11 protein-coding genes are annotated in these 16580 nt (G+C 66.9%); all 11 read right to left on the bottom strand.

Features of this window, described 5'->3' with window-relative positions; all coding sequences use genetic code 11:
- Positions 1-35: 35 nt before the first annotated feature.
- Complete coding sequence (locus JLDANKMP_RS21760; RefSeq protein ID WP_212562084.1) at positions 36-1622, bottom strand: hypothetical protein; 1587 nt, start codon at positions 1620-1622, stop codon at positions 36-38.
- A gap of 92 nt (positions 1623-1714) precedes the next feature.
- Positions 1715-2788, bottom strand: a complete 1074-nt coding sequence (locus JLDANKMP_RS21755; protein WP_005409510.1) for a chemotaxis response regulator protein-glutamate methylesterase — start codon at positions 2786-2788, stop codon at positions 1715-1717.
- Complete coding sequence (cheD, locus tag JLDANKMP_RS21750) at positions 2785-3381, bottom strand: chemoreceptor glutamine deamidase CheD (RefSeq protein WP_005409511.1); 597 nt, start codon at positions 3379-3381, stop codon at positions 2785-2787. Before cheD ends, JLDANKMP_RS21755 begins: the two co-directional genes overlap by 4 nt.
- Entirely contained in the window at positions 3378-4247 is an 870-nt protein-coding gene (locus tag JLDANKMP_RS21745; protein WP_049402309.1) for a CheR family methyltransferase, read from the bottom strand. Before JLDANKMP_RS21745 ends, cheD begins: the two co-directional genes overlap by 4 nt.
- Before the next feature lie 37 nt (positions 4248-4284).
- Entirely contained in the window at positions 4285-6555 is a 2271-nt protein-coding gene (locus JLDANKMP_RS21740) for a methyl-accepting chemotaxis protein (protein WP_099484320.1), read from the bottom strand.
- Positions 6556-7296: 741 nt separating this feature from the next.
- Complete coding sequence (locus tag JLDANKMP_RS21735; RefSeq protein ID WP_212562083.1) at positions 7297-9672, bottom strand: methyl-accepting chemotaxis protein; 2376 nt, start codon at positions 9670-9672, stop codon at positions 7297-7299.
- Between the two features lie 101 nt (positions 9673-9773).
- The gene (locus JLDANKMP_RS21730) at positions 9774-10157 is read right to left on the bottom strand and encodes a hypothetical protein (protein WP_005409515.1); all 384 of its coding nucleotides are present in this window, start codon (positions 10155-10157) and stop codon (positions 9774-9776) included.
- Between the two features lie 136 nt (positions 10158-10293).
- Positions 10294-10785 (bottom strand): chemotaxis protein CheW, encoded by a 492-nt coding sequence (locus JLDANKMP_RS21725; protein WP_099529693.1) that lies wholly within the window; start codon positions 10783-10785, stop codon positions 10294-10296.
- A 197-nt stretch (positions 10786-10982) separates the two neighbouring features.
- The gene (locus JLDANKMP_RS21720; protein ID WP_005413239.1) at positions 10983-11756 is read right to left on the bottom strand and encodes a flagellar brake protein; all 774 of its coding nucleotides are present in this window, start codon (positions 11754-11756) and stop codon (positions 10983-10985) included.
- Positions 11757-11960: 204 nt separating this feature from the next.
- Positions 11961-14210, bottom strand: coding sequence for a methyl-accepting chemotaxis protein (locus JLDANKMP_RS21715; protein ID WP_212562082.1), 2250 nt, complete (start codon positions 14208-14210; stop codon positions 11961-11963).
- A gap of 370 nt (positions 14211-14580) precedes the next feature.
- Positions 14581-16572 (bottom strand): chemotaxis protein CheA, encoded by a 1992-nt coding sequence (locus JLDANKMP_RS21710; protein ID WP_005409520.1) that lies wholly within the window; start codon positions 16570-16572, stop codon positions 14581-14583.
- Positions 16573-16580 lie beyond the last annotated feature (8 nt).

Here is a 16580-nt window from a genome sequence, read left to right as displayed (position 1 = left end):
TGCCCGGCGAAGGCCGAAGGTAGGGGAGCGATTGCTCAGTGCGGCGCGAATTCCCTGATCGGGAACGCATTGCAATGGGCGATCGCAGCGGCGATGTCGACCGGAGCATCGGCGGCGGCACTGCGGCGCCTGTTCACCGTGGCCGCCTCTTCCCACAGGCTGGGCAATACCTGCGGTGCGTCCAGTACGCGTTCGCGCACGGCATCGTGAAGGGCGCTGCTGTAATCGGTAGCCGGTACCACCACGCACAGGCGTGTGCCGGGATTGCTGCTGGCCTGCTGCAGCATCTTCCGCAGTGCCTCGGTGCTGCCCGCGTCGTCGGTCAACCGTTCCGGTGCGCTGCCCTGGCTGGCATCCTGGATCTGCAGCTGGCCTGGGCTGAACAGCAGGACCTGCATGTCCTGCCGCGGTTCAACGCGCACCGGCGCACGCGTGCCCTCACAGATGCTGGGGGTCTTGCGCGCAACCTGTGGCGTCGTGCTGCCATCGGCGTGTACCTGGCGCAGATGCAGGCGGCACATCTTGTCGGCCACTTCCATTTCCACTTCGTAGTCCTGCCCGGGCCTCGCCACGAACTGACCCGACAACTGCCCGTCGCAGTACATGCGGCTTGATGCGTCGAAGCGCGCTTCGACAATCAGCGGCTTGCCGCCGGCGACTTCGTACTCCTGGTAGCTGAGCATGGAGAACCGCTCGTTCTCCTTGCTGCGCAGGGTTTCCGTGGCGGGGATGCCGAGCACGCCCTTGTCACCGGCGTTGTTGTACTTGACGTCGATCCTGTCGCGGTAGTCCTCGCGGCAGGCGGCGTCGGTGTACAGGGTGGTGGTCCGCCCCAGGCTGGCATAGATGCGCACCCGTGCCGGCGGCACGGCACTGCCCGCGTAGGCCGTGAGATCTTCAGCAGCAAGCGGGCGAGGGTACATCGCCGGTATTCGCTTGATGAGCTGCTCGGTGCACTTCATCGTGATCACCTGGGCGGCAATCTTGAGCCTGGCGTAGTCATTGGCCTGCCACTCGCCCAGGGTCGCCCGGTCGTCGCTGTCACTGCATCTGATGATCTCAGCCAGGGTGCCATCGGCACGGCGTTGCTCGATGGTGCTGACGTGGTTGAGGCGGTAAAGGGGATCCTTCCGCGTGTTGCCCTGGTGCACCAGCGCCCAGGTGTCTGCACTGAAACGCAGGGTGCTGCTCTGGTTGGGCAGCGCGTCGGGCGCATAGCTGAAGTAGCCACCCACCAGCGCCCTGGCTACGTTGGGCATCAGCGTGGTGGCGGGGCTGGCCTGGCTCTCGACGATGCTGCCGGGCAGGGTGTTGCGCCGGAAGTAGTCCGGCTCATTGCCGCTGAAGAGCAGTGCGAGGCCCTTTGGCGTGAGCGACTCGCTGTCATCGGGGGTGACGATGCGCAACGCCACGTCGGGTGCGTGGAGGCGCTTCGATGCGGTATCCGGACCACTCTGGATGTGGACGCGATCGGTCCAGGCGGTGCCCTTCGCGACGGGGGCGGGAGGAAGGCCCGGGGTGGCCTGCGGCGGTGCCGGCACGCCGGCAGCGGTGGCTGCCAGCGGAGCCAGCAGAGCGGCCGCCAGCAGTGACGGTTGGTAACGGAAGAGACGCAGGGCCATGGTCAAACTCCTTGGAAAACACGACAGCCGTGCCGGCCCTTCCGGGGCCGGCATCTGAAAGAGGGAATCAGGCGGTGCGATGCCGCGGACGATCAGCCGCGGGCGAGCGCCAACAGTCGTTCGGCGATCCGTTCCAATGGCACCTGTTCTTCGGCCGCTCCCAGTTTGAAGGCAGCACCGGGCATGCCCCAGACCACGCTGGTGGCTTCATCCTGGACCAGCGTCGGCGCGCCGGCCTGGCGCATTTCCAGCAGGCCGCGCGCGCCATCGTCACCCATGCCGGTGAGGATGGCGCCGATGGCGTTACCGCCCGCGCTCTGCGCGACCGAACGGAACAGCACGTCCACCGCGGGCTTGTGACGGTTCACTGCAGGGCCATCATCGACGCGGCATCGCCAGCGCGCACCGTCGCGGATGATCCGCAGGTGCTTGCCGCCCGGTGGCAGGTAAGCATGGCCAGGCAGCACTGCCTCGCCGTCGCTGGCCTCACGCACGGCCATCGCGGAATGCCGGTCCAGGCGTTCGGCGAAGGCGCTGCTGAAGCTGGCAGGCAGGTGCTGGGTCATCACCACGGCAGGCGCATCGGCCGGCATGCCTTCCAGCACCACGCGCAGCGCCTCGGTGCCGCCGGCCGAAGAACCAATCGCGATCAGGCGGTCGGTGGTGCGGAACTGCGGTGCAGCCGGGCGCATTGCAGGAGCTGCTTCCAGCAGGAGTTTCGGAGCGGCAGCACGCACCAGCGGGCGCACCCGCGAGCGCGCCGCCATCTTCACCTTGGCGATGATCTCGTCGGCGTAGCCCTGCAGGCCGCGTGCGACGTCCAGCTTGGGCTTGGAGACGAAGTCCACGGCGCCCAGTGCCAGTGCCTGCAGCGTGGTATCGGCGCCGCGCTCGGTCAACGAGGAAATCATCACCACAGGCAGTGGGTGCAGCCGCATCAGGTTTTCCAGGAAGGCGAGGCCGTCCATGCGTGGCATTTCCACGTCCAGCGTGATCACGTCCGGGGCCAGACGCTTGATCTTCTCGCGCGCCAGCAGCGGGTCGGCAGCGGTGCCGACCACGTCGATGGCCGGATCGCTGGACAGGATTTCCGTGAGCATCTGGCGCACGACGGCGGAGTCGTCGACGATCAGGACCCGGCAGGGGGCGTTGCCGGTCAGGGTCATTCGAACAACTCCACGCCACCGGTGACCGGGGCCTTGGACAGGCGCGCACGCACTGCCGATTCGGTGGCAGCCACTTCGGCTTCGTGGGCATGCGGCAGGCGCTGCACCACCACGCGGCCGGTGTCGGCGAAGAACCAGATCTTGCGCGGATGGATGCCGCACAGGTCCTCGGCGATGATCGGAATATGCTCGGCCTGCAGGTACTGGCGCACGAACTCGGCGTTACGGGTACCGACCGGATTGCTGGTGAAGCCCTTCAGTACGTTGGCGCCGCCGAACACCTTGGCCTCGATGCGCTTGCGGTGCGCGCCGCGCTTGAGCATGTCGTTGATCAGCAGTTCCATCGCATAGCTGCCGTAACGCGCGGGCGCGCCGTCGCCAGCGTTGCCCTCCGGGAGCAGGAAGTGGTTCATGCCGCCGATCTTCAGCACCGGGTCGCGCAGGCAGGCGGCCACGCACGAACCCAGGGTGGTGGTCAGCGCGGTGGTGTCATCGACCACCAGGTACTGGGTGGGCAGCAGCTTGGCGGCAAGGGTCTGGAAGCGCGCGTCCTGGTAGCGCATCACGTCGTCGGTACGCAGTGAGGCGTTCATGCGCCGGCCTTTGCCGCGCGGCGGTACAGGGTGCGCCCGCAGGGCTGGATCAGGTCGGCGGCGTGCAGGTAGTTCTCCGAGTGTCCGGTGTAGAGCAGGCCATCGTCGGCCAGGTGCTGCACCAGGCGGCCGAGGATGGCGCGCTGGGTCGGCTTGTCGAAGTAGATCATCACATTGCGGCAGAACAGCGCGTCGAACGGGCCGCCGACGTCGTAGCGCGGGGCGAGCAGGTTCAGTGGACGGAACTCGATCAGCTCGCGCAGCGCCGGCAGCACGCGGCACTGGCCCTCGTTGGGACCGCTGCCACGCTGGAAGTAGCGGCGGCGCAGGTCCGGGTCGAGATTGGCGACACGGTCAATGTTGTAGACGCCGCGGCCGGCGGTGGCCAGTACCTGGGTATCGACGTCGGTAGCGATGATGCGCACCGGCGGCTTCAGCGTACCGAAGGCCTCGCAGGCGGTGATCGCCATCGAATAGGGTTCCTCACCGGTGGACGCCGCGCACGACCACAGCAGCAGCGGCGAACGGCTGGAACGCTGCTGCAGTTCTTCGCGTAGCTTGTCGAAGTGGTGCGGCTCGCGGAAGAACGAGGTCAGGTTGGTGGTCAGTGCGTTGGTGAACGCCTGCCACTCGTCACCGTCTTCCTGCTCAAGATGGTCCAGGTACTGCTGGAAGCTGCGCATGCCCAGCGTGCGCAGGCGGCGCGACAGGCGGCCATAGACCATGTCGCGCTTGGCCGGTGCGAGGGCGATGCCCACGCGCTGGTAGATCAGGTCGCAGACGCGGCGGAAATCACGGTCGGCGAACTCGAATTCGCGCGGGCCGGTGACGATGGGAGTAGGACTTTGCACGGGGGACGTGTCCATCGGCAGAGGCGGCGGCCGAAGCCGCCGCGGGTGGGTCTCAGAATTCCTGCCAGTCGCTGTCGCTGGCGGCGAAGGTGCTGGCGTTGCTGCTGCGACGTACCGGCGTGGGCGTGCTGGTCGGCTGCGGACGTGCCACGGTGGTGATGCGCGCCGGTTCGACGCGTTCGGCGACAGCCTTCACTGCGGCGGAGACCTGGTTGTCGAGGCGGAAGATCGCCACGGCGTCGGCCAGCTGCGCGGCCTGGTCTTCCATCGCACGTGCGGCGGCGGTGGCTTCTTCCACCAGTGCAGCATTCTGCTGGGTGGTCTCGTCCATCTGCACCACGGTCTGGTTGACCTGCTCGATGCCGGCCGACTGTTCCTGCGAGGCGGCGGAGATCTCGGCCATGATGTCGGTCACGCGCTGCACCGAGGCGACGATCTCGCCCATGGTGCTGCCGGCCTGGTGCACCAGGCTGGAGCCTTCGGCGACCTTGCCGACCGAATCATCGATCAGGCCCTTGATCTCCTTGGCCGCCGCAGCCGAACGCTGGGCGAGGGTACGCACTTCGCTGGCGACCACGGCGAAGCCGCGGCCCTGCTCACCGGCACGCGCGGCTTCCACTGCGGCGTTCAGCGCCAGGATGTTGGTCTGGAAAGCGATGCCGTCGATGACGCTGATGATCTCGGCGATCTTCTTCGACGAGGCTTCGATGGCCGACATGGTGGTGACCACCTGGCCGACCACCTCGCCGCCCTGCGAAGCGACACCGTGCGCGCCGATGGCGAGCTGGTTGGCCTGGCGGGCGTGCTCGGCGTTCTGGCGCACGGTGGAGGTCAGTTCCTCCATCGAGGCGGCGGTCTCTTCCAGGTTGGCGGCCTGCTGCTCGGTACGGCGCGACAGGTCGCTGTTGCCGGACGCGATCTCGCCAGCGGCGAGGGTGATGCTGGAGGCACTGGCCTGGATCTGGCCAACGATCTGGGTCAGCTGCGTAACGGTGGTGTTGGCGTCGTCGCGCATGCGTGCGAACACGCCCTGATAGTCGCCGTGCATGCGTGCGGTCAGGTCGCCTTCGGCGATGGCCGACAGCAACTGCGAGAGCTTGCCGAGGTTGTCATCGCTGACCGCCATCATTGCGTTGAGGTTTTCCAGCATCAGGCGGAAATCGTGATCAAAGCGCTGCGCATCACCGCGCTGGCTGAAGTCGCCGGCGGCGGCGGCACTGGCCAGCTGCTTGATCTCGGCATTGATGCGGCCGAGGTTGGCCTTGACGGTGTCGACGGTGGTGGTCATCGCCGCCTTTTCGCCGGGGTAGCGGGCGATGTCGCGGCTCAGGTCGCCGACTGCGTACTGCTGTACCACGTCCAGCACGTCATGCAGGGTCTGCACATGGCTGCCGACCAGGGTGTTGGTCTCCTGCACCATCAGCCCGTACTCGCCAGGGAAGACACTGGCGTCGATGCGATAGCTCAGTTCGCCGGCATCGTGACGGCGGGCCATTTCGCGCTGGCCGCCGATGACCGCATGCAGCTGCTGCTGCATGCCGGACATGGCCTCCAGCAGGCGACCGGGTTCGTCATGCGGCTGCGGGCCGATATGGCTGTCCAGCTTGCCATTGGCGATGCCTTCGGCGACGGCGGTAGCCTGCTTCAGCGGGCGCGCGATACGGTTGCCGATGACCCAGCTCAGGGCCAGCACGATCAGCACCAGCACACCACCGGAGATCGCCATGATGGCGGTGAACACCAGCGCCTGCCGCTGCACGTCGTCCATGTAGACGCCGCTGCTGACCACCCAGTTCCACGGCGCGAACAGGCCGGCGTAGGCGACCTTCTCGACCTCGCCCTTGCTGCCCGGCTTGGCCCATCGATAGTTGACGAAGCCACCGCCGGCCTTGGCCGCTTCGACCTGGTCGTAATAGATGCGCACGCCGTCGTCGGTGCGGAAGTCCTTCATGTCCTTGCCGACCAGGTCCTTGCGGAACGGGTGCATCAGCAGGCGGTAGCCGGTGTCGTAGATGTTGAAGTAGTACGTATCGTTCTCGGCACGCATCACTTCCAGGGCCTGCAACGCGGCGCTCTTCGCGGCGTCCTCGCTGAGTTCGCCGGTGCCGGCCAGACGGTGGTAGTGCTGGAGGATGCCGTAGCTGAGTTCGACCTGGGTCTTCAGCGCGGTCTTACGGGTCTCGGTGAGGTCCAGGTACTGCATGCGGGCGGCGATCACCGAGAGCGCGATCACGCCGAGCGCGATGAGCAGCGTCAGCAGGTTGAGCTTGCGCCGGACGGAGAGATTGCTGAAGTAGTGTTGCCAGCGATGCAGGAGATTCATCGAGCAGGACCAGGTCGAAACGGGCGGGCGGCGCCGAGCCGGTCAGCAGCGGGATACGCCGTGACAACCCCGTTATCGGCCGCTGGGGCGGGGGATTGAGGTGCGGTGTCCGAACGTATTCAGGTTTTCTTGCAGCGGCGGCTGCGGCGCTGCCTGCGGCAGGCTTTTGAAGCAACGGCAACAGCAACAGCAACAGCAACAGCGGTTGGTCGGCGCTGGATTGTCAGTAAGTGGCTGGGCCGGCGTGGGCAGGCAGGACACGCCGTAAATCCGTTCGTGGGGGCTCGATGGCGCCATCCATGGCGCCAACGGTCCTGCCTACCCACCCCGGCCCAGCCCTCTCGGCATTTCGGTGTCGGACGGAAAGAGCGTTTGGTTTCCAAGTGGAAAGAGGGGTCAGATCCGTTTTCCTGCGGAAAACGGATCTGACCCCGGAAGCAATGCGGCTGTTGCTATTGCTCTTCTTTCTTCAATCCGGGGTGGACGCGCACGGAAACTGTCCGTGGCCGGGAGGGTGGGTTGCGCAGGGGCGTGAGCCGCATGGATGCGGCGACCGAGCTTACATGGACGTACTTGCAGCGGCCCCTGCGCAGCCCACCCTCCCGGCCAACCCTCGCTAGCCAAGCGCTTTTCGCGACCCACCCCGAGGGGCTTCGCCGTTGGCTGGATAATCAGATACCCCGTAAAAAAAACGCCCCAGCACAGGGCCAGGGCGTTCTCGTAACTCAGGTCAGGCAGGCATCAGAACTCCTGCCAGTCCCCGTCGGCCAGTTCGGTGGCCATCGGGCGACCACCCGCCGTGCGGCGGGCAGCCGGGGCAGCCGGGGCCGGGGCAGCCGGTGCAGCGGCGCGCGGCGCCGGGGCGGTGACGCGCGGGGCGGCGACGACCTCGGCTTCGTCGACCACGAAGATCGACACGGCCTCGCTGAGCTGACCAGCCTGTTCTTCCATCGCACGCGCGGCAGCAGTGGCTTCTTCCACCAGCGCGGCATTCTGCTGGGTGGTTTCGTCCATCTGCACCACGGTCTGGTTGACCTGCTCGATGCCGGCCGACTGCTCCTGCGAGGCGGCGGAGATCTCGGCCATGATGTCGGTCACGCGCTGCACCGAGGCGACGATCTCGCCCATGGTCGCGCCGGCCTTGTGTACCAGCGCCGAGCCGTCGTTGACCTTGCCGACCGAATCGTCGATCAGGCCCTTGATCTCCTTGGCGGCAGCGGCCGAACGCTGGGCGAGGGTACGCACTTCGCTGGCGACCACGGCGAAACCACGGCCCTGTTCACCGGCACGTGCGGCTTCCACCGCAGCGTTCAGCGCCAGGATGTTGGTCTGGAAAGCGATGCCGTCGATGACGGAGATGATCTCGGCGATCTTCTTCGACGAGGCTTCGATGGCCGACATGGTGGTGACCACCTGGCCGACCACCTCGCCGCCCTGCGAAGCGACACCGTGCGCGCCGATGGCGAGCTGGTTGGCCTGGCGGGCGTGCTCGGCGTTCTGGCGCACGGTGGAGGTCAGTTCCTCCATCGAGGCAGCGGTCTCTTCCAGGTTGGCGGCCTGCTGCTCGGTACGGCGCGACAGGTCGCTGTTGCCCGAGGCGATCTCGCCGGCGGCCGAGCTGATCGCGCGGCTGGACTGCTTGATGCGGGTGACGATTTCACTCAGCTGCGCGGCGGTGGCGTTGGCGTCGTCGCGCATGCGGGCGAACACGCCCTGGTAGTCGCCGTGCATGCGCACGGTCAGGTCACCCTGCGACAGCGCGGCAAGCAGGCCGGAGATCTGTTCGATGCTGCCGGCATTGGCGTCCAGCAGGCCGTTGATCTGCTGGGCCAGCTGCAGGAAGAAGCCTTCCTTGTCGCTGGCGTCGATGCGGCCGGACAGGTCGCCGGCGGCGGCCTGGGCGATCACGCGCGCCACTTCGGCTTCGACCAGTGCTTCCTGGGTGCGGTCGCGCCATTCCACCACGTAGCCGACGGTGTCGCCGCCTTCGTTGCGGATGGTCGACACCACCTGCGCGAACTGGGCATCGCCGTACTGCATCGGGCGACGGGCGACGCCGTGGGCCTTCAGGTTGCCCAACAGCGTCTGGTCCATCTCGCCGCGGTGTTCCAGCACGGTGACCGGCTTGCCGATCAACGAGGCCTGGGCGTCGAAGTCCGGCAGGTCGCGGCGTACTTCATCCTGGTACTGGCTGAGGGTCTGCTGCAGGGCGCGGTTGCTGTAGACGATGGTGTTGCTGGTATCGGTCAGGTAGACACCGGTCGAGCTGTAGTCCAGCGCGGTGCGGATGCGCAGGTTCTCGCGGGCAACGGCCTGGTCGGTTTCGATGCGTTCGCGCAGGTCGCGCTGCATGCGCTGCATGGCCTGCATCAGCTCGCCCACTTCGTCCTGGCGGCTGACGTCGATGTGGCCGTCGAGCTTGCCGCCGGCCACGTCGTTGGCAACCGACACGGCGCCACGCACGCTGCCGACCAGGGCGCGCGCGAACAGCCAGACCAGCACCAGGCCGAGCGCGGCGCCGCCCAGCAGGGCGATCACGGTCAGCACGGCGGAGGCGGAATAGGTGGACGCGGCCTCTTCGCGCGAGGCGCGGGCGAGGCGGTTGTCTTCGGCGATCAGCGCTTCCAGCGCGGATGCAGCCTTGCGGTGCTTGGTGCGGGTCTCGCCCACGAAGGTATCGATGGCATCGTCCGGCAGGTCCAGCTCCAGCATCTCGGTGACGCTGTCGTAGGAGGCCAGGGCGTCCTTCCATTCCTTGGCGAAGGTATCGAACAGCTTCTTCTGCTGCGCGTTGTCGACCAGCTTCGGGTATTCCTTGATCGACGTGTCCATGCTGGTGCGCAGGTCGACGGCCTGCTTGCGCGCGTCGGACTTGACGTCATCGCTGGCGCGGATCAGCTGCTGGTAGGCGGCATTGCGGTACTCGCCCAGCATGCCGCGCATCTCGCCGGCCATGCGGATGCTTTCCATGCGCGAACCGGCCAACTCGGTGGTGACGTTGTTCAGCGAATGCAGTCCGCGATAGGCGACGATGCCCTGCAGCAGCATCACCAGCAGGAGGACGCCGAAGGTCAACAGCAGCTTCGGCATCAGTTTCAGGTTGTTGATCCACGGCATGGGCGTTGCGATCTCCTAAGGCAGACGCGTCCGGGCGTCGGGCCCGGTTGCAGCAGAAACCACGCCGGCACAAGCTCCGGCGTGGTTCGACGGACAGCGGATTACTTGATGTTGGCCAGCTTCAGGCCGGCCGGCGAGCTGACTTCGATTTCCGCGCGCGAGGCGTCGCGCTGGATCTTGCCGATCACGCACACGGTCTTGCCTTCCAGGGTCTCCAGCGGGAAGGAGAACTTGCCGCGGTTCTCGCCGGCGATGCGGGCCGAGAAGGTGTGGCGCGGGAAGGCACCGCCCATGTACAGGAAGGTCGGCTGGCCTTCGGAACCTTCTGCGTAGCGGGCCTTTTCGACCTTGCCACAGACCATGCCGTCCTTGCCGACCGAACGCGGGGCCAGTTCCGGCGGGATCATGTCGGCCGCCTGGGCGAACGCGGAGGAAGCGGTGGTGGCCAGGACAGCGGCCGAAACGAACGCAAGCAGGGACTTCATCGAGGTGTATCTCCGGGGATGGTGATGGTCGTTCCGGTTCCGCGCGCTCCTGCGCGACCGGCTTCTGTCCCCCTATCGGCACTGCTGGGGGGAACTGAAGGGTTTTGTGACCAGAACGTGAAGCAGGTCCGATGGATCAGGCGGCAGCGTCTTCGGCGAGGGAGGCCTGGCCCATGTCGGCGCTGTCGAGCAGGGTCTCGATGTCCAGCAGGATCAGCATGCGGTCGTCGTGGGTGCCGATGCCGGAGATGAAGCGGGTGTCGACTGCAGCGCCGAACTCCGGGGTCGGGCGGATCTGCTCGGCCGACAGCGGGATCACGTCCGACACGCTGTCGACCACGATGCCGACCACGCGGTCATCGACGTTGAGCACGATCATCACGGTGAAAGCGTCGTAGCGGGCGTTGTCCAGGCGCAGCTTCAAGCGCAGGTCGATGACCGGCACGATGGTGCCGCGCAGGTTGATCACACCCTTGATGTAATCCGGGGCGTCCGGCACGCGGGTGACCGCATCGTAGCCACGGATCTCCTGCACCTTGAGGATGTCCACGCCGTAGTGCTCGGCGCCGAGGGTGAAGCTGAGGAATTCGCCACCGGCGCTGGCGGCGGAGCTGGTCTTGTCGTTCATCGAGGGGTCCTGGTTCTGCCGGAAGTCCCGGTGTCAGGCTCGATATCGGCCCCGCGTGGGGGGACTTTAGGTGCCGGGGGAGAGGCATCCACGCATGGCGTGGATCTACCGCGGCGCGGCCGGCACGCGCATATGGCGTGGATCCGCCGAAGATCGGTAGTGCCGGCCGCTGGCCGGCACGAACGGTCGAACGGGCCTCAGAGCTCGCCGTTGCGGCGCGCCTTGCGCTGGCGGTCGATGCGGAAGATGTAGCGCTGGATGGCGCTGTCGCCGCCGCGCGGCAGGCTGTCAAAGCGCATTCCCACGCGCTTGACCTCGATGCCATTGGGCTGTCGCTGTGGCAGCAGGTTGCAGACCACCAGTTCGATGTCCAGGTCGGGGCCATCGGGCAGCGACAGCTGCGCCGGGTAGCGCTTCTGCAGGCCGAATACGGCGCAGTCGTTGGGAACCACTACGGCCAGGCCGCCACCGCTGATGTCCACCACCCGCATCGACAGCGCTTCGGCACGTGCTTCGCCGGGTGGCAGCAGCAGATGCGGCGAGTCGGTGACCGGGGTCTCCAGCCGGTACAGCTCGCGGCGCTGCAGATGCACCAGTTCGTCCGGCAACGGGGCGCGGAAGGCGACGTGGCCATCGTTGTCCACGCGCTGCAGTTCGTGCAGGCGGAACCGCACAAGGACACGTTCAAGCTGGGCGAAGCAGAGCAGGTGGTCGGCCTGCTCGGCGGCACGGTTCGATGCCTCCTGCGGGCTGCCGTCGAGCAGCAGGTAGTCTTCGTCCTCGTCGAGATCAAGCAGGGCGGTCGGGAAGGAACGATCCCGGCCGTCGATATGCGCGTTGATCAGTGATCGCTGGTCGATCAGCGAGCGCAGCAGCTGCCGCAGCTGGCGGGGGTTGCGGACCAGGAAGCGTTCGTCCGCGGCGTCGGCCGCGTGGACATCATGCAGTTCAGTGTCGTGGCCGTCGGACATGGAGTCTGTGATCAGGGGCGGGCGCCAGCACGCGTTGGTGCAGGCTCGATGGGTATATCGGCCTCTTCATTGGATTATGAAGTGAGATTTGCATCACTTTCCATGCATAAGGGGTCAGATCCCTTTCCCGTGGGAATGGGATCTGACCCCGTGGCCCGCCATGCTGGTGCATCCACCCCATGGGCGGATGCTTTCTGCGTGGGGTCAGAACTCCTGCCAATCACCCTCGGCAGCCAGCGCCGGCTGGGCGGCCGACGCCCGCAGCGGCCGTGTCGGTACTGCCTTGGTGACGGGCAGGGCGGCCGCGACCTGACGTGGCTGCGGTGCATTTGCCAGGCGTGCCGGCGCAGCGGCGACGCCCTGCGATGCCAGCCGGAAGCGCGCCACGGCTTCGCCCAGCTGCACGGCCTGGTCTTCCATGGCGCGCGCCGCAGCAGTCGCTTCCTCCACCAGCGCGGCGTTCTGCTGGGTGGTCTCGTCCATCTGCACCACGGTCTGGTTGACCTGGTCGATGCCGGCCGACTGTTCCTGCGAAGCGGCGGAGATCTCGGCCATGATGTCGGTCACGCGCTGCACCGAGGCGACGATCTCGCCCATGGTGCTGCCGGCCTGGTGGACCAGGCTGGAGCCTTCGGCGACCTTGCCGACCGAATCATCGATCAGGCCCTTGATCTCCTTGGCCGCTGCAGCCGAACGCTGGGCGAGGGTACGCACTTCGCTGGCGACCACGGCGAAACCACGGCCCTGTTCACCGGCACGCGCGGCTTCCACTGCGGCGTTCAGCGCCAGGATGTTGGTCTGGAACGCGATGCCGTCGATGACGCTGATGATCTCGGCGATCTTCTTCGACGAGGCTTCGATGGCCGACATGGTGGTGACCACCTGGCCGACCACCTCGCCGCCCTGCGAAGCCACGCCATGCGCGCCGATGGCGAGCTGGTTGGCTTGGCGGGCGTGCTCGGCGTTCTGGCGCACGGTGGAGGTCAGTTCCTCCATCGAGGCAGCGGTTTCTTCCAGGTTGGCGGCCTGCTGCTCGGTACGGCGCGACAGGTCGCTGTTGCCGGACGCGATCTCGCCAGCGGCGAGGGTGATGCTGGAGGCGCTGGCCTGGATCTGGCCGACGATCTGGGTCAGCTGTGCGACGGTGGTGTTGGCGTCGTCACGCATGCGCGCGAACACCCCGTTGAACTGGCCGTCCATGCGTGCGGTCAGGTCGCCGGCGGCGATCGACTGCAGCAGCTGCGAGAGCTGGCCGAGGTTGCCGTCGGCCACCTGCATCATGCTGTTGAGCTGCTCGATCATCACGCGGAAATCGTGATCGAAACGCTGCGCATCACCGCGCTGGCTGAAGTCGCCGGCGGCGGCGGCCGAGGCCAGCTGCTGGATCTGCGTGTTGATGGCCAGCAGGCTGGCCTTGGCCGCGTCCATCGACTCGTGCAGGATCGCGCGGCTGCCAGGCAGGCGGCGGGCGTCCGGGGCGAGGTTGCCGATGGCGTACTGGTTGAGTACTTCAATGGCATCGACGATTGCATCGAGGTGTTCGAAGATCACCGTGTTGATGCCGCTGGCCAGCTGGCCGTAGACGCCCGGGAAGTCTTCCGGAATGCGGTGGCTGATGTCCGGGCCGGCATGCATCTGTGCCATCAACTGGGTCTGTTCGCTGAAGCGGCGCAGCATCGCGGTCATGTCGGCGGTAGCCGCCAGCATGCGGCCAGCCTCGTCCTTGCCGGTGCTCTGGGTGGTGACGCTGAGGTCGCCGCGTGCGACGGCCTGGATGGCGTTCACGGCCTTGCCCAGGGGGCCGGTCACGGCGCGCGAGATGACCACCGCCAGTGTTGCGGCGACCACAACCAGCAATACGACGGCGGCAATGATCGCCAGCATGCTGTTGCGGTGGGTGGCATTGGCGTTGTCGATCTTGCCCTGCATCAGCGAGCTGCTGTACGCGCCCAGTGCCTTGAGGTCTTCAAAGGCCTTGCGGCGCAGCGGGCGCGACTGGTCGTCGGAGATCTGCCGTGCGACGACGCCATCGCCGGCGGTGGCCGCTTCGCGCAGCTTGGCATTGGCTGCGAAGTAGCCATCGACGTCGGCCTGCACGGCGCGGTAGAGCTCGCGTTCCTTGGCGCCGGCCGGCAGCTTGGCGTATGCGGCCAGCTGTTCGCGCACGACGGCGGCGGTGTCATCCATGCGCTTGTTGTAGTCGGCCACCTTCTCGGGCTGGTCCAGCATGCTCAGCTGGGCCAGCTCATAGGTGCGGAACTCACCCAGCTGCGAGCGCACTTCGCCGAGGTACTGCACGGACGGAATATCGTTGGAGGCCATCGCGCTCAACTGCGCGTTGGCCTCGGACAGGCGGACCAGGGCGAAGGCGCCCAGTACGACGGTCATCAAGGTGGTGAGGGTGAACCCCACGGCCAGCTTGCGGGCGATGGGCAGATCTTGGAACCACTTCATGCAGGGTGCTCCAGGTGGGCAGAGTGCCGGCGTCTGTGCGCCGGTTCGGGGGTGGTTGCAGAGCGAACGGGGGTGCCCGGTGGGGTTCGGTGACGACCGTCATTGCGAAATAACGGCGCCGTCCGCGTGGACTTTATGGACGCAGATCACATTCGGTTGCGTAGGGATGACAGCGCGAAAGCGTTGCAGCGGCGTGCTTTCGCTTGGATGAAGTAGCTGCGCCCGCAACCATCATGGCGACGGAGTTCACAGAAGGGATGGGGTCAGAGCTCTTTCCTGCGGAAAGGGATCCGACCCCCTTGGCAGAGCGCGCACAAACAAAAACCGCCGCCCCGAAGGGCGGCGGTCCAGTACACGCATGCAGCGTGGATCAGGCGGCCTGCGGCATCCGCAACGAGCGCACCAGTCCGCCGATGTCGACGATCAACGCGACGCGGCCGTCGCCAAGGATGGTGGCACCGGACACCCCGCCGATACGGCGGTAGTTGTTCTCGATGTTCTTCACCACCACCTGTTGCTGGCCAACCAGTTCGTCCACTTCCAGTGCGATCTTCTGGCCATCGCCTTCGACCACGACCACCAGCGATTCACTGCCCGGCGCACGGTTGCCGTAGCCGTAGTACTCGCTCAGCGAGAGGATCGGCAGGTACTCGCCACGTACGCGCAGCACGCGGCCTTCGCCGGCCATGCTGCGGATGTCCTCGGCCTGCGGCTGCAACGCCTCAAGCACATAGGCCAGCGGCAGGATCAGGGTTTCGCCGGCAACCGCCACGGTCATGCCGTCGAGGATGGCCAGGGTCAGCGGCAGGCGGATCAGCGTGCGGGTGCCAGTACCCAGGCTGCTTTCGATCTGGACCTCGCCGCCCAGTGCCTGGATGTTGCGGCGAACCACGTCCATGCCGACGCCACGCCCGGACAGGTCGGTGACCGCATCGGCAGTGGAGAAGCCTGGCTGGAAGATCAGGTCCCAGACCTGCGAATCGGTCGGGTTGTCCGGTACGGCCAGGCCGCGTTCGGTGGCCTTGGCCAGGATCTTGGCGCGATCCAGGCCGCGGCCGTCGTCGCTCACTTCAATGACGATATGGCCGCCCTGGTGCGAAGCGGCCAGGGTGATCGTGCCGGTTTCGTCCTTGCCCGCGCCGCGACGCACGTCGGGCATTTCCAGGCCGTGGTCGATCGAGTTGCGCACCAGGTGCACCAGTGGATCGGCGATCTTCTCGATCAGCCCCTTGTCCAGCTCGGTGCCCTCGCCGACGGTGCGCAGGCGCACCTGCTTGCCGAGGCGGCTGGACAGGTCGCGGACCAGGCGTGGGAAGCGGCGGAACACCGCGTCGACCGGCAGCATGCGGACGCCGATCACCGCTTCCTGCAGGTCGCGGGTGTTGCGTTCCAGCTGGTCCAGGCCGGCGAACAGGCTCTCGGCGTGGACCGGGTCCAGCGCGTGCGAGACCTGCTTGAGCATGGCCTGGGTGATGACCAGTTCGCCGACCAGGTTGATCAGCGCATCGACCTTGTCGACGCTGACGCGGATCGACGTTTCGGCTTCCTGGGTGGCAGCACCGCCGGCGGCAGGCGCAGCAGGCGCTGCCGGCACGACGGCAGCAGGTGTGGAAGGGGATGCAGCAACGGGCGCCTGGGTTGCCAGGCTCGGCGGCGCTGCCGGACGGATGTCCAGCTCGCAGTCGTCCAGTACCCAGGCGAAGGTGTCTTCGATCTTGCTGCGCGGCACCTTGCCGACCAGGCCCAGGTCCCACGCCAGGTGGGCCTCGAGCGGGTCGAGCTGGGCGAAGCCCGGCAGGCGTTCCATGCGCGCGGCCACCTGCAGCGAGCCGAGGTGTTCCAGTTCGCGGATGATGCGCAACGGGTCGTTGCCGCTCATGAACAGCGACGGCGCCGGGGTGAACCCGATCTGCCAGGCTTCCGGCGTATCGTCCACCTTGGCTGCGGCAGCGGCCGGCGCGCTCGGTGCGGCCTGGCCGGAGAGAACGGCTTCGAGGCGCGCCTTCACTGCGGCGACCGCCGCGGGGTCTGCGGCCTGGCCATGTTCGGCTTCGCGCAGCAGGGCGCGCAGTACATCCACCGAGGACAGCATGGCATCGACGGCATGGCCTTCCAGGGCCCGCTTGCCGGCACGCAGCTCATCGAGCAGCGTTTCCAGCACGTGGGTCAGGCCGGCGATGGCATCGAAGCCGAAGGTGCCGGCGCCGCCCTTGATCGAGTGGGCGGCGCGGAACACCGAATTGATGATCTCCGCGTCCTGCTGCCCCGATTCCAGGGCCAGCAGGCCAGCCTCCATCGCGTCGAGGCCTTCGCGGCTCTCCTCGAAGAAGGTGGCGTGGAAGCGTTGCAGGTCCATGCTCATGGCAGTGG

This window comes from Stenotrophomonas sp. PE591 (assembly GCF_018320795.1).
In the GTDB taxonomy this organism is placed as follows: Bacteria; Pseudomonadota; Gammaproteobacteria; order Xanthomonadales; family Xanthomonadaceae; genus Stenotrophomonas; species Stenotrophomonas maltophilia.
The sequence above is the reverse complement of the archived record's forward strand: the minus strand, read 5'-3'. Positions and strand labels throughout refer to the sequence as shown.

Bases quoted from the DNA above. Each gene is read 5' to 3' on its own strand.
- JLDANKMP_RS21760 (WP_212562084.1), bottom strand. From the start codon at position 1,622: ATGGCCCTGCGTCTCTTCCGTTACCAACCGTCACTGCTGGCGGCCGCT.
- JLDANKMP_RS21755 (WP_005409510.1), bottom strand. From the start codon at position 2,788: ATGACCCTGACCGGCAACGCCCCCTGCCGGGTCCTGATCGTCGACGAC.
- cheD (WP_005409511.1), bottom strand. From the start codon at position 3,381: ATGAACGCCTCACTGCGTACCGACGACGTGATGCGCTACCAGGACGCG.
- JLDANKMP_RS21745 (WP_049402309.1), bottom strand. From the start codon at position 4,247: ATGGACACGTCCCCCGTGCAAAGTCCTACTCCCATCGTCACCGGCCCG.
- JLDANKMP_RS21740 (WP_099484320.1), bottom strand. From the start codon at position 6,555: ATGAATCTCCTGCATCGCTGGCAACACTACTTCAGCAATCTCTCCGTC.
- JLDANKMP_RS21735 (WP_212562083.1), bottom strand. From the start codon at position 9,672: ATGCCGTGGATCAACAACCTGAAACTGATGCCGAAGCTGCTGTTGACC.
- JLDANKMP_RS21730 (WP_005409515.1), bottom strand. From the start codon at position 10,157: ATGAAGTCCCTGCTTGCGTTCGTTTCGGCCGCTGTCCTGGCCACCACC.
- JLDANKMP_RS21725 (WP_099529693.1), bottom strand. From the start codon at position 10,785: ATGAACGACAAGACCAGCTCCGCCGCCAGCGCCGGTGGCGAATTCCTC.
- JLDANKMP_RS21720 (WP_005413239.1), bottom strand. From the start codon at position 11,756: ATGTCCGACGGCCACGACACTGAACTGCATGATGTCCACGCGGCCGAC.
- JLDANKMP_RS21715 (WP_212562082.1), bottom strand. From the start codon at position 14,210: ATGAAGTGGTTCCAAGATCTGCCCATCGCCCGCAAGCTGGCCGTGGGG.
- JLDANKMP_RS21710 (WP_005409520.1), bottom strand. From the start codon at position 16,572: ATGAGCATGGACCTGCAACGCTTCCACGCCACCTTCTTCGAGGAGAGC.